The sequence below is a fragment of the Enterococcus diestrammenae genome (genome assembly GCF_049384045.1).
GTDB classification, from domain to species: Bacteria; Bacillota; Bacilli; order Lactobacillales; family Enterococcaceae; genus Enterococcus_C; species Enterococcus_C diestrammenae.
In genome coordinates, this window is sequence record NZ_JBMRGR010000004.1 from 88,634 (window position 1) to 101,840 (window position 13,207).

A 13,207-nucleotide genomic window follows, 5' to 3' on the forward strand; every position below is an offset into this window, starting at 1 on the left:
CAATGTTCGCTATTTTTAAAATAGGAGTAGTTGCAATCTCTGGGGGGAGATTGGGCGAAATAGTAGGAATGATGGAGGGCAGTGAGAGTCGCAGAAAATGGGGTGAGAGTATGCGAGCGCTTTTGAGTAATACCACAGCACGAAGATTGCGTTTGATTGAGGCCTTGGCGCGGTTAAATACTTGGGTTTCCATCGAGCAGTTGGTACAGTTATTGAATTGTACGGACAAAACCTTGATGAAAGATGTGGAGATTATCAATGAAGAATGGGGAACTTATCTGAAGTTGGATTTTTCCAAAAGACGGGGATTAGCGATTCGTGCAGGGCAGACGAATAAAATTAAAAATGTCTACCAACAAGTCTTACAAGAATCCAGTGAATTTCAGTTTTTAGAGCGTATTTTTTTTGAACCAGACAAAGATGCCGAGTATTGGATCAATGAATTGTTTGTCAGCGAGACCTCCTTTTATCGAATGGTGCGGCAGATTAGTAAAGAGTTGAAAAACTATGGGCTCACCTTGGAGCGGAAACCTTTTTGTGTGACGGCACCGGATGAACGCTGGGTTCGTTTATTCTATCAAAGTTACTTTGAGGAAGCTTATGGGGGACGACCTTGGCCCTTTAAGATTAATCAAAAGGAAATGTTTTGTTATATTATGCGGAGTGCCAGTGATTTTGGCGTGATGTTGGATGATCGGGAACTGATTTTGGATGCTTTTTTGCTGATGATTACGATTATTCGAGCAAACCAGGGCTTTTTACTGAATGAGGCGGTCTACCAGCAACCAGAAGATATCATCGATCAGGTCATTTTGCAGTCGCGAAACGATATGGTGAAGCTTTTAGCTACTAGTGAGTATATCTTAGTGGATAAATGGTATCGGGAAGTTAGTCACGGCGTTTTTTATGAGTTTTATAATTGGGACAATCCTCAACAGGAAGTCCGTATCCAAAAAGCGGTGAATCACTTTTTGGATAAGCTGGTAAAGGCAGCGGATTTTTCTTTGGCGACTGAAGACCGAGAGAAAATCAGTCAGCGGATGATGTTATGGTATTTATCCTATACGATTTATCCTTATGACCGCACTATTTTGCTAAATCCGAGTGAATCGTCAGCGCGGAATATCCGTCGCTTGTATCCGGTATTTAGCAAGTTAGTGGAGGTCAACTTAAAAGAAATTGAAAAAGAATGTAATTTTCCCTGGGCAAAAGTCAAAGAAGAGGAAATCCTTTGTCTGATTTTGAAAGACTGGGCGCATCTTCCACGACATCTGGACTCACTGCGTCCACCAGTATCGTTGCTAGTGGTTAGCGATCGTGGCTTGAAACATAGTAAAATGTTACGAGACATCATCAAAGGCCAGGTTAAAGATAAGGTGAAAATTGATCTTTTCATTCACTCCACGTTGTTCATTAGCCCAGCGGAATTGGAATACTTTCATGAGTATGATATAGTAGTCGCAAATAACCCGGTACCGGAATATCATGATGACAATTTGCTGATGGTGGATAATTTTATGTCAGAGGCAGACTGGGATCGGTTGTACCATCGGATTCTCCGTATCCAAAATCGCAATTGGGATCATTATCTGCAAGAGCTGGATGTCAATCTCTTTAAAATGGGGGGAGAGGTCTACCCTCATCGACGAAAAAAACCGACGATTGCGACGTTTGTGATGGAAGAAGAGGGCACGGATTCGTTGGTTGAGTAAGCCTTTACGGTACTAGGGATAGGTGAGAAAAGAGGCAAAAACAAGATGAGTAATCAGCAGTGGCAATTGGTCAAGGAACATTTTTCTGAGGAACGGCAATACATTGACGGCTTTTATTATCGCCTGCGAACTTTAGCAGAAGATGAATATGAATTGGCCGTCATTCATGGTGGGGTTTGTGGAGAAAACATTTACCACCCGCGGATGAAAGTCAAAGAGACAAAGGGTATGTTGGTGCCTCTAAGTATGTACGATAATTATTCGTTTCCAGTGGTGAATCTCAGCTATGAAGACGCGCCGGAACGTTTGACAGATGAGCTACAAAGTTTACTGCAACAATTTTTGCAAGCTAAGGAATTGATATAAGTTAGTAGAATCGTTTCTAGATGAATGGAGACGATTCTTTTTCTATTGTCTCGTCGCTGGGGCAGCTTAGAAGAGAGGAGCATGATTCGGATGTTAAAAATGATTGTCTTTGATATGGACGGTTTATTGGTGGATAGTGAGCAGGTGTATCAAAGGGGGTGGATCAAGGTTGCCAATGACCATGGGATGACATTGACCAAAGAAGATATGGCTGGCTGGAGTGGTCGGAGTTTGAAGCAAACCCAGGCCAATCTGATAGCTCTGTTTGGTTCAGAAGAATTAGTCAACCAATTGCGACAGGAGCGGGAAGCATTTATCCAAGAAGAGCTAGTTACCGGGCAGTTGCAACTAAAGCCATACGCCCGGGAAGTCTTGCAAGTGGCTCGCAAAAAAGGACTGATCTTAGCTTTGGCAACTTCTACCTATCAAAAGCGGGCGCAGCATTTTCTTGATTACTTAGATTTTGGACAATATTTTGATTATCTGACATTTGGTGATCAAGTTGTCCAGATGAAGCCCGATCCTGAAGTGTATTTGACTTCTTTGGCAAAAGCTGGCGTGACAGCCCAAGATGCCATTGCGGCTGAAGATTCCTTATCGGGGGCGCTGGCTGCGACACGGGCGGGCTTACCGGTGGTTTTTGTACCAGATTTAGCTGCGGGGAATGCTTATACCGAAGAGGAAAAAGCTGGATTGAATATCTTGATGGAAGGGGCGAGTCTGAAAGTATTGATTGATTATTTGCAGCAGTTGTAAGAGGTCTTGCAAGTAGGTACAATCAGACGAACTGCTCGTTGGCTATTGAAAAGTAGCTTTAGCAAGGCAAGCCCGGATAATTTGACGGGCTTGCCTTTTACTAATCACAAAATTATCTTTTCCTGCAGAATCATGCTAAATTTAAAGTAAATATTAAGCTGGAAAAAAAGCTTGAAATTTGTAAGTGCTTGCATCTAGGACAGATGACAAAAAGTGTCTAAAAGCCGTGACATAGGCAAATTCTAGTGTAGCTGTCACTTTTTTTTCGTGCTAAAGTTTTCTAGACTATTCTATATAGCTTGACGAATGTGCTTCCTAAAGTTCAGGTGGACCATTCCCTCAACAGGGGATACCGATTTTAAGAGGATATTAAGTTCGTGGAGCCTTTCCAGTGATTTAAAGAAAGGGTTGTGGCAAGATGCAACACATCAAAAATGTCTTTCATTTGTATAAATTAGATTGGAAACGAATCTTTAAAAGTCCGGTGGCGGTATTTTTAATCATCGCTCTAATGATTCTACCTTCCCTATATGCTTGGTTTAATATCAAAGCATTATGGGACCCTTATGGCAATACCGGTGAGCTTCCGATTGCCATCTATAGTGATGATGTTGGCGGGAAGTTGCAGGATAAGAGTATCGCTATCGGGGATGAAGTCCTCGATACTCTGAAGGACAATAAACAACTAGGCTGGCGTTTTGTGAAGTCAAAAAAAGCCGTCACAGAAGGGGTGAAATCTGGGAAATACTATGCCGGTATTTATTTGCCTAAAGATTTTTCCAAAAATCTATTGAGTTTTGTCTCAGGGGATATCCAAAAACCAAAAATTGAGTATTACATCAACGAAAAAATCAATGCGATTGCCCCTAAAATTACCGATAAAGGGGCGAGTAGTCTCCAGGATCAAATCTCAGAAAACTTCATAAAAACCGCTAGTGATACCGTGGTTAAAGTGATGAATGAAGTAGGCTATGATATTGATGCCAATCTCTTAAGTATCAACAAGGCCAAAAATATGATTTTGGATACAGATAAAAATATCGATACCATCGATGGCTATGCGAAACAGATTGTAGAACTTAACGGCAAAATGCCAGAAATCAAGGCTAAGATTGCCAAAGCCGAAAGTTTTAGTGACTATCTCCCGCAAGTGGATGCAATGGGGGCCAAACTTGTTGCCCTCAACGATAAAATGCCGGAGTTGGAAAAACAAGCCAGCATGATTTTGACCTTGCAAGAAAAAATTCCAGAAATCCAAAATGCCGGTGAACAATTGGCACAAGTAGATGGGGATTTTGCGACGATTGAGGAAACCATGAACAATGGGATCAACGAAGCAAAACAAGGCTTAGAGATTATCCAGCAAGTCCAAGCTATCTTACCAGATGTGAAGTCGATGGGAGAAAATGCCGATAGTTTTGCCGCACAGCTGACAGATGCGGCAGGCAAGCTAAAAACCACTTTACCTGGGGTGGCGCAAAATGCGGGGAGTATCATCGACGGTCTTAAAATGGTGAATACGACGGTAGCAAGTGTGGCAAAAACCGTCGAAACCGCTGTGGCTGATGGTGAACTGACGGAAGAAGAAAAAGCCGCGATAGGAGATTTACTGACCGCCTTTGCCAGTGATCTGGGGGATCAGATGCAATTTGCCACGGATTTGCAAAGCTTTGTGACCCAGCTGCCGAATTATCAAGAGAGCAGTCTTTTGCAAGAATTGGTGAGCCGTTTAGACAATGTCAAAACCTTGTTGCAGGGATTGCAACAGCGTGTCAATGAACTGAATACGGCGGTTCAAAATGGCTCTGTCGAAGAGGTTAAAGCTGCGTTACAAACTGTCAAAAGTATTGCTGACGAACTCAACGGTATCCTCAACTTGATCGACACGCAACAAATCCAGTCCGAGCTACAAAGTGGACTGGACAAAGTGATTGCAACCATGACAGACGCCCACAATGCCATCAGTAAAGCCCAAGCCATTGACTTTGAAAGTTTGTTGGAAGGGACAAAAACAACGGTTGCTAATGCTGTTACTTTATTAGAAAAATATCAAAAAGAACTCCCTGCCATTAAACAAGAAGTCCATGATGCCAATACGATGCTTAACGGACACATGGATGAAATCGTCTCAGGCATCAATGAAGGCGCCGATCTTTATAACAATGAGCTCCCCGTCTTAAAGGAAAAACTTGCACTGGCAGCAAACTTTGTTACGAATGATTGGCCGGGAATCAAAAAGGAAATCCAAGATACCATGACGATGGTGGATGAAAAGTTACCGGAAGTCACCTCTGCTTTGGAGATGGCGACTGATTTGATCGAAAATCACTGGCCAACGCTTAAAGAAGGCATCCATAAAGCCGCTGAAGCTATCCGCAAGGGAGAAAAAGACGTCAACTTAGACGAACTGATCAAGCTTTTGAAATCAGATGCCAATGCTGAGAGTGACTTTTTCACGAAACCTGTGGAATTGGTGTCCCATCAAATGTATCCAATCGCCAATAATGGTTCTGCCAGCACGCCTTTCTACACGGCTTTGTGTCTTTGGGTCGGGGCGTTGTTACTTTCTAGTGTTGCCACCACAGCTTACCATCTGGAAGATGAGGATAAGAAGAAATATAGCAAACGGGAAACCTTTGTCGCTCGGATGCTGACGTTTCTAACAGAAGGCCTCTTCCAAGCGTTGGTGGTGGCTTTAGGAAATATCTTTTTATTGAAAGTTGATGTGCGAGAACCGCTTTACTCAGTACTCTTTGCGGTGTTGGTGGGCATGGCCTTCATGATGATTGTCTATGTTCTGGCGGCCCTCTTTGGGAATATCGGTAAAGGGATCGCCATTATCATCTTGGTGCTCTCGATTTCTGGTGGCGGGGGGAACTACCCGATTCAAGTCTCCGGCAAGTTCTTCCAGATGATTAATCCTTTGCTGCCGTTTACTCACGCGGTAGACTTACTTCGAGAATCAGCCGGAGGAATATACTGGCCCAACGCCACGACCAATATTTGGATCATGATCGGCTTGTTCATCGGCTTTTGTCTGATCGGCGTGATTGCCTATCCAAAAGTGGATGTCCTCACTCAAAAACTGGAAAATGTCTCCAAGGAAAGTCATTTCTTCCATTAAAAGCAAAATGCGTAAAAAACGCCGGCTGCTGACACAAAAGTTGGCAAGCGGGCGTTTTTACGCTAGACTGACCATGAAGGTTGATAGGAGAAAGGAACGATTGACATGACGATACCGGCTATTCGGCTAGTAATTAGCGATATTGATGGTACGATTTTGAACTCACAGCATCAACTCACTTTAGGATTAAAACAAGTGGTAGCTCAGCTGCAAGCAGCAGGACTACCTTTTGTCTTGACCTCAGCTCGTTCTCCCAAAGCGATGATGGCGATTGCGACTGAGCTAGGACTCACCACACCATTAGCTGCTTATAATGGCGGCTACATCGTAAATCCTAGCGACTCAGGGGCTTTTGAACCCTTGTTTAGCCAACCACTAGATTTCACAGAAGCCAATAAAGTCATCCAACTGGCCATTCATAATTTTCCTAATGTGGCAGTGAACATCTATGCTGCTACCGATTGGTTTGTGCCGGCCAGAAATTCATGGGTAGCTCAAGAGGAAGTTATTACTGGCATGACGGCAGAAGAGGTAGTCCTATCAGAATTTTTAGCACAGCAACCAACCATCCATAAAATCCTTTTTATCGGTGAAGAAGAGGAGATTACCAGTTTGGAAGGCGCAATCAGCAAATTGGTGTTGATGGAGTCCGCCAAATACCGTTCGAAAGACAACTACCTCGAATTCACCAATAAACTCGTCTCCAAAGAGTTGGCGCTACAAAAATTGGTGGCCCATTACCAAATTGTCCCTGAAAACGTAATGGCTATAGGGGATCATGACAATGATGTCAGTATGATCGCTGCGGCGGGCTGGGGGGTAGCGATGGGCAATGCCACTGAAGCTTGTAAAGAAAAAGCCGATTGGGTTACCGTGGATAACGATCATGATGGGGCGGCCTTGGCTATTCAGAAAATCTTAGAAGACTTGCCTGCCAATGATTGAGTATTGCGAAGCCCAAAAGTCCTGATAATTGGGAGCCAGACTGCCATTTATCAGGACTTTTTTTCGTTAAAATGACCGGTGTTTTTTACTGTCTTTTTTGCTGTAGAAAATGATTGACTTTTTGACGGCCAAAGCGTAGCATACATTTTGTTTGCCGATTTTCTGAAAACAAACAGAGAAGTATCGGGAAAACTAGCTACCCAAAGCTTTGGTTAGCATAGTTGAATTTTGATAAAGATGAGGGAAAAAAAGTGAATTATTTAAAACGTTTGTTAGTTGGGCGGCCTTTGAAGTCGGCGGAAAATGATGAGCAGAAACTCAGTCGTTTTGCCGCGTTGGCCTTGTTGTCCTCGGATGCTTTATCATCCATCGCTTACGGGACAGAGCAGATTGTAGTCGTGTTGGTGACCCTCTCTGCAGCTGCAATTTGGTATTCCTTGCCAATTGCTGCGTTTGTCATTATTTTATTGGTTTCGTTGACGCTGTCTTACCGGCAAATCATCCATGCCTATCCTCATGGTGGCGGTGCCTATGTGGTTTCCAGTGAGAACCTCGGAAAAAATGCTGGCTTGATTGCTGGTGGTTCGCTGTTAGTGGATTATATGCTGACGGTAGCCGTTTCCGTTTCCGCCGGGGCTGAGGCAATCACCTCGGCCATCCCCGCCTTGTATGGCCATCAAGTGGCCATCAGCGTGGTCATCGTCTTAGTGATTATGATGATGAATCTGCGGGGGCTACGAGAATCCGCTAGTTTCTTGATGGTGCCTGTATATACCTTCGTGGCGGTAATTAGCATTTTGATTCTTTATGGTCTGTTTCAAATTGTCACAGGAGCGGCTCCATTTCATGCGACTTCAGCCGTGGGAGCAGCAGTGCCAGGAATCAGTATCGCTTTGATCTTACGGGCCTTTTCTTCAGGTTCCTCCTCTTTGACTGGGGTTGAAGCCATCAGTAACGCCGTGCCTTTCTTCAAAAAACCACGGGCAAAAAATGCCGCTGCCACGTTAGCAATCATGGCAACTATTTTGGGCTTTTTCTTTGTCGGCATTACTTTTTTGAACTACTGGTATGGCATCGTACCTGAAACAGAAGTTACCGTCTTAGCTCAAATCGGGAAAGCTGTCTTTGGTCACGGGGTGATGTTTTACGTGCTCCAATTTGCAACAGCCTTGATTTTAGCCGTAGCTGCTAATACTGGTTTCTCTGCCTTCCCAGTTTTGGCTTATAACTTGGCGAAAGACAAATTTATGCCCCATATGTATCAAGACCGGGGGGACCGCTTGGGTTATTCTAACGGGATCATGACTTTGGCTGCCGGATCCATCATTTTGTTGTTCATTTTCCATGGCTCCACTGAACGCTTGATTCCATTGTATTCCATCGGCGTCTTTATTCCTTTTGCGTTGTCACAGACGGGGATGGTCATTCACTGGCGGAAGTTAGGTAAAGGTTGGTTAGCCAAATCCATCGCCAATATCGTCGGAGCTTTGATCTCCTATGCGATTATTGTGATCTTGTTTGCTTTCCGTTTAGGTGATATTTGGCCTTTCTTTATTATCATGCCCGTTTTACTCTTTATCTTTTATCAGATCCACCATCACTATCAAAATGTTGCTGAACAGTTGCGTTTGGAAAAAGATGTTGCCCTTCATACGTATGATGGTAATACCGTCATCGTCTTGGTGGGTAATGTGACGCGAGTAAATATCGGGGCGTTGAACTATGCCCAATCCATCGGTGACTATGTAGTGGCGATGCACGTTTCGACGGATGAGGATGTTGATAAAGAACGAGAAATCGAAGCTGAGTTTAAAGAGAAGTTCCCCGAAGTCCGCTTTTCTGTCGTGCATTCGAGCTATCGGTCCATTGAAAATCCGATCATTCGGTATGTGGATTTGGTAAGTAAAAATGCTCGTAAGCATAATTACACCACTACTGTCATCGTGCCTCAGTTTGTCCCAAGACATGGATGGCAAAATATCCTGCACAACCAAACGAGCCTCCGCTTACGGATGCGCTTGTCGTGGCGGGAAAATATCGTCGTGGGTACCTACAGTTATCATTTGAAGAAATAATAAAAAAGCCAAATGCCGGTGGAATTTCCGGCATTTGGCTTTTTTATAGATAAAGAACGTATAAAAAATTATGCTCCAAAAAGTATGATGTATCAGGAATTAAGTGGCGTATCAAGCCGTCATTGTGACGCCCGAAAAAGGTGGAATTTAGCTCCGTAGGAATTGAGATGACGATAGCTAGACCGGCAAATACCAAATACAAAGCAATTTGTCATTTGCCTTTGAGCTTCAAACTTAGAGTAAGTGTCACAAGTGCCACCAACTCTAAGTAATTCATCTCAATCTTGAAAGCTACTGTCATCTCAATCCTACTGCGCAAAATTTCATCTTTTTTACGGTACATATGCTACCCTATAAGAAAATAATTTGCTGAATTTACGAAGCAAAGGGAATAAATCGATTATCGATAAAACAGGGCGGACTTGCTGGAGGAGAATACCTCAGGTAGTAGTGTTAAGGATGTCCGAGGAATTACTTGTTGTGTCCAACGTTTTTTGTTGGACTTACAACAAGTTTGACTTCGGCAAGGTAAATGACAACAGTACTTTGGTTGGCATTTACCGGTCCCACTACCACCAGAGGGATTCTCCGGAAGCAAGTCCGGCCGGCTTTCTTAGACTAAACGTCTTATGGACATCAAGTTATTAAAAGCGAATGTCCTAGGAATAAAAAGGGAATCAACCTGTCCTCATTTATTGAGACGTTTTAGCAGGATCGAGTTTGCGTTCGACGATTCCTAAAACCCAGTCGGTGATAATAGCCATCAAAGCAGTCGGCAATGCACCGGCTAAGATGATGGAAGCACCGTCTGTTGCGTTGGTCCCGCGAATGATGATGTCCCCCAAACCGCCAGCACCCACGAATGCCCCGATAGCGGTGATTCCGATGGCGACGACTAATGCGTTACGGATCCCGGCCATAATTACTGAGACAGACAGAGGTAGTTCAATCATATATAGGCGCTGCCAAGAAGTCATGCCCATGCCTTTGCCCACGTCGAGAATGTTTTTATCCACTTGATTCATACCGGTGTAAGTGTTTTTGACAATCGGCAATAAGGAATACAAGAAGACGGTGACGATGACGACATTGACACCTAGGCCAAGGCCAATCATCAATATCGAAATCATTGCTAGGGAAGGCACGGTTTGGATGATATTAGCAATCCGGATAATCCAGTCGGCGATTTTGTGATGACGGCTGATCCAGATGCCCAAAGGAACCGCGACGATAGCTGCAAACAGCACGCCATAGATGGAAATCAAAAAGTGACGGAGAAATTGGGCGAAGACATAGCTGCCATTTTCTCTAAAATAGTAAATAAACTGTTCTAAGAGGTTCATCTGTTGCAAATCCATGTCCTCACTTCCTTTCCTCAAAATAGTTGTGGTTACTCAAAAACTCTTGGGCTACGACACTAGGTTCCACCAGATTATTGTCGGCCTGATAATTCAGTCGTTGCATTTCTTTTGTGTCAATGGTACCGGCTAACTTAGCAATGGCTTTTTTAAGCTTTGGTTCTTTGGCTATCAGTTGGTCGTTAATAATCGGGGCAGCATCGTAAGGCGGGAAGAAATGGCGATCATCTTCTAACATCACCAAATCATAGCTGGCAATGCGACCGTCTGTTGAATAACCTAGCACGATATCCATTTTGCCTGCGGATACCGCGTCATAAACGAGCCCGATTTGCATGGGTAAGATTCGGCTGAAAGAAAAACCATATTCTTCTTGGAACCCTTCGTAGCCATCCCCTTCTCGGGTAATCCAGGCAGTATCGACACCAGCCACCAATTCGCCAGCGTGTTTTTGCAAGTCACTGACTGTTTTCAGTTGGTATTTTTCAGCAGTATCTTTGCGGACCAAGAAGACGTAGGTATTGTCGAAGCCGTATGAAGGCATATAGGTCTGTTGGTAACGACTTTCAAATTCTTTTTCGACGATTTTAAAAGCTTCTTTGGGATCTTTTACAGGATCTAACCCAAGAGTAGTCGTCAAATCGGTCCCAGTATAACGAGCCGCTGAGATTTCGGCATCGCCATTCATCATGGCTTGGTGATTGATGGTGGTTGTCGCTAAATTGTTGATAATCGTCGTGTCATAGTCGGTATAATGTTCAATCATCCCTGCCACCAATGAGGCAAGGATTTGCGATTCTGAGGTAATGCCCCCGGTAATCGCGATGGTTTGGTCAGAAGAAGCACTAGCTAAGCCTGGCAATGAACAGCCGGCTAACGTCAGTAAAGAGACTAGAGCTAGTAGTACTGTTTGGAGTTTTCGTTTCAAATTATTGCGCCTCCCTTACTTGTTGCGGCGTCAGTTTTTGTTCCAATTTACCTAGGATAAAATCCGCCAACAAGGCGAGAATCGTTACGGGGATTGTCCCGGCAAAAATCAACGGTGGTTGGTAGTTATTCAATCCGGAGAAAATCATATCCCCCAGACCACCGGCACCGATATAAGAAGCCAAAGTTGCCCAGGCGATTACGTAGACGGCAGCTAGCCGAATCCCCGCCATAATCGTCGGCATCGCCAGTGGCAGTTCCACCATGCGAATGGACTCAAAATTGGTCATGCCCATCCCTTTGGCGACATCACGATAGTTGGCATCGACCCCTTTCATCCCGATATAGGTGTTTCGCAAGATCGGTAGGAGAGAATAGATAAACAAAGCGATAATCGCTGGTAGTTTGCCAACGCCAAAGAAAGGAATCATCAAGGCTAACAAGGCCAAAGAGGGGACCGTTTGTAAGGCACTGGTGATGGAAATCACGACATTGGCCACTTTAGGGGTACGCGTCAGTACAATCCCTAAAGGCACGGCAATCACAATCCCTAAGGCTAAGGCAATCGCTGAAATATACAGATGTTCGGCAGATTTTGCAATAATTTGGCTGCCGTATTGATTGAAAAAGTCAGTCATGGGCTTAGGCCTCCTCTTTCGCTGATTCCACGGCCTCACTAATCGTCGCTTCATCTCCCCAGAGGACATCGTAGACAATATCGACTAAGGAAGCGCGTGTCAGGATCCCGACTAAGCGATTGTCATCGTCGACTACAGGGACATATTTCAAGCCCCGTTTCAAAATCCGTTGCAAAATATTGCGTAATTGCGTTTTTTGATTGACGGAAATAACATTTGGATTCAAAATATCTCCCACGCTGGAAACTTTCCCACGCATTTTCTCCATGGTTTCCACGTCGATAAAACCTTTGAGAACATTGCTGTCATCGGTGACTAATAACGTATCAACCCGTTTTTCCCGCATCAGTTTGATGGCTTCTCGTAAGGATTTTTCTGGCGTGATGCTGACAGCTTTATTCAACATCACTTCCCCCACGGTGGTGGTATCCGGTTTGGCTTGCAACAGCCGATCTTCACCAATCAGTTCTTCAACAAACTCATTGGCTGGGTTTTTCAAAATGTTTTCTGGTGTATCAAACTGGATAACCTTGCCTTCACTCATGATGACGATACGGTTGGCTAGTTTTAACGCTTCATCCATATCATGGGTGACAAAGACGATGGTTTTACCCAGGCGTTCTTGGAGATCTTTTACCAAATCTTGTAAAGCATCGCGGGTGATGGGGTCCAAAGCGCCAAAAGGTTCATCCATCAAGATGATGTCTTGATCGGCTGCCAATGCCCGGACCACACCGATTCGCTGCTGTTGTCCACCAGAGAGTTCGCTAGGGTAGCGATCCAGCATTTCCCGTGGCAATTCGACTAAATCAATCATCTTTTCAGCCGTTTCATTGCGGGTGACTTCTGATACCTTCAGTAGGCGCTGAACTAAAGTGATATTTTCCCGAATGGTCATGTGGGGAATCAAGCCAATATTTTGAATGACATAACCAATTTTGCGGCGAAGTTCGACAGGGTTGAATCCTTGAATATCTTGATCATTGATTAAAATCTTGCCTTTAGTGGGTTCGTTCATCCGGTTGATCATCCGCATACAAGTAGTTTTCCCAGAACCAGAAGTTCCGATAAAGCAGATGAACTCTCCTTGATCAAAGGAAAGGTTAACATCTTCCACAGCCATTTTGCCGCCTTTGTAAATTTTAGTGACATTTTGAAATTCGATCATAAACTTTCACCTTCTATTTTCATTTTTTTACTCGCAAAACACCGTCGCCTGCTTTCGACGGTCAGTTCGATATTAGAAACAACATAAAATCCATTTCTTAGTGAATAAACCGCTGTTAAGGTATTGCTGTGTAACAGC

10 protein-coding genes are annotated in these 13,207 nt (G+C 44.0%); 6 read left to right on the forward strand and 4 right to left on the reverse strand.

Annotated features, from left to right (window positions below):
• The first annotated feature begins 50 nt into the window (after nucleotides 1-50).
• From ACO03U_RS04350 to ACO03U_RS04375, 6 genes are all read left to right on the forward strand, one after another.
• Nucleotides 51-1,712 carry an AcpB/EbpR/MafR family transcriptional regulator gene (locus ACO03U_RS04350; protein ID WP_423104403.1) on the forward strand — a complete coding sequence of 554 codons (1,662 nt, stop codon included), beginning with the start codon at nucleotides 51-53 and terminating at the stop codon, nucleotides 1,710-1,712.
• A gap of 45 nt (nucleotides 1,713-1,757) precedes the next feature.
• Nucleotides 1,758-2,078 (forward strand): hypothetical protein, encoded by a 321-nt coding sequence (locus ACO03U_RS04355; RefSeq protein ID WP_161868157.1) that lies wholly within the window; start codon nucleotides 1,758-1,760, stop codon nucleotides 2,076-2,078.
• A gap of 90 nt (nucleotides 2,079-2,168) precedes the next feature.
• Nucleotides 2,169-2,834 carry an HAD family hydrolase gene (locus ACO03U_RS04360; protein WP_204685801.1) on the forward strand — a complete coding sequence of 222 codons (666 nt, stop codon included), beginning with the start codon at nucleotides 2,169-2,171 and terminating at the stop codon, nucleotides 2,832-2,834.
• A gap of 418 nt (nucleotides 2,835-3,252) precedes the next feature.
• A complete protein-coding gene (locus tag ACO03U_RS04365; protein WP_204685803.1) occupies nucleotides 3,253-5,958 on the forward strand; it encodes a YhgE/Pip domain-containing protein in 2,706 nt (901 codons plus the stop codon).
• Between the two features lie 105 nt (nucleotides 5,959-6,063).
• Nucleotides 6,064-6,903, forward strand: a complete 840-nt coding sequence (locus ACO03U_RS04370; RefSeq protein WP_204685805.1) for a Cof-type HAD-IIB family hydrolase — start codon at nucleotides 6,064-6,066, stop codon at nucleotides 6,901-6,903.
• A 251-nt stretch (nucleotides 6,904-7,154) separates the two neighbouring features.
• A complete protein-coding gene (locus tag ACO03U_RS04375; protein WP_204685807.1) occupies nucleotides 7,155-8,978 on the forward strand; it encodes an APC family permease in 1,824 nt (607 codons plus the stop codon).
• 692 nt (nucleotides 8,979-9,670) lie between these two features.
• Here the strand turns inward: ACO03U_RS04375 and ACO03U_RS04380 are convergent.
• From ACO03U_RS04380 to ACO03U_RS04395, 4 genes are read right to left on the reverse strand one after another with little or no spacing between them, the layout of a single operon-like run.
• A complete protein-coding gene (locus ACO03U_RS04380; RefSeq protein WP_161870404.1) occupies nucleotides 9,671-10,336 on the reverse strand; it encodes an ABC transporter permease in 666 nt (221 codons plus the stop codon).
• 4 nt (nucleotides 10,337-10,340) lie between these two features.
• Entirely contained in the window at nucleotides 10,341-11,264 is a 924-nt protein-coding gene (locus ACO03U_RS04385; RefSeq protein WP_204685809.1) for an osmoprotectant ABC transporter substrate-binding protein, read from the reverse strand.
• A 1-nt stretch (nucleotide 11,265) separates the two neighbouring features.
• Nucleotides 11,266-11,901 (reverse strand): ABC transporter permease, encoded by a 636-nt coding sequence (locus ACO03U_RS04390; protein ID WP_161870402.1) that lies wholly within the window; start codon nucleotides 11,899-11,901, stop codon nucleotides 11,266-11,268.
• A gap of 4 nt (nucleotides 11,902-11,905) precedes the next feature.
• The gene (locus ACO03U_RS04395; RefSeq protein ID WP_204685811.1) at nucleotides 11,906-13,069 is read right to left on the reverse strand and encodes a betaine/proline/choline family ABC transporter ATP-binding protein; all 1,164 of its coding nucleotides are present in this window, start codon (nucleotides 13,067-13,069) and stop codon (nucleotides 11,906-11,908) included.
• Between the last annotated feature and the right edge of the window lie 138 nt (nucleotides 13,070-13,207).

Bases quoted from the DNA above. Each gene is read 5' to 3' on its own strand.
- ACO03U_RS04355 (WP_161868157.1), top strand. From the start codon at position 1,758: ATGAGTAATCAGCAGTGGCAATTGGTCAAGGAACATTTTTCTGAGGAA.
- ACO03U_RS04360 (WP_204685801.1), top strand. From the start codon at position 2,169: ATGTTAAAAATGATTGTCTTTGATATGGACGGTTTATTGGTGGATAGT.
- ACO03U_RS04365 (WP_204685803.1), top strand. From the start codon at position 3,253: ATGCAACACATCAAAAATGTCTTTCATTTGTATAAATTAGATTGGAAA.
- ACO03U_RS04370 (WP_204685805.1), top strand. From the start codon at position 6,064: ATGACGATACCGGCTATTCGGCTAGTAATTAGCGATATTGATGGTACG.
- ACO03U_RS04380 (WP_161870404.1), bottom strand. From the start codon at position 10,336: ATGGATTTGCAACAGATGAACCTCTTAGAACAGTTTATTTACTATTTT.
- ACO03U_RS04390 (WP_161870402.1), bottom strand. From the start codon at position 11,901: ATGACTGACTTTTTCAATCAATACGGCAGCCAAATTATTGCAAAATCT.
- ACO03U_RS04395 (WP_204685811.1), bottom strand. From the start codon at position 13,069: ATGATCGAATTTCAAAATGTCACTAAAATTTACAAAGGCGGCAAAATG.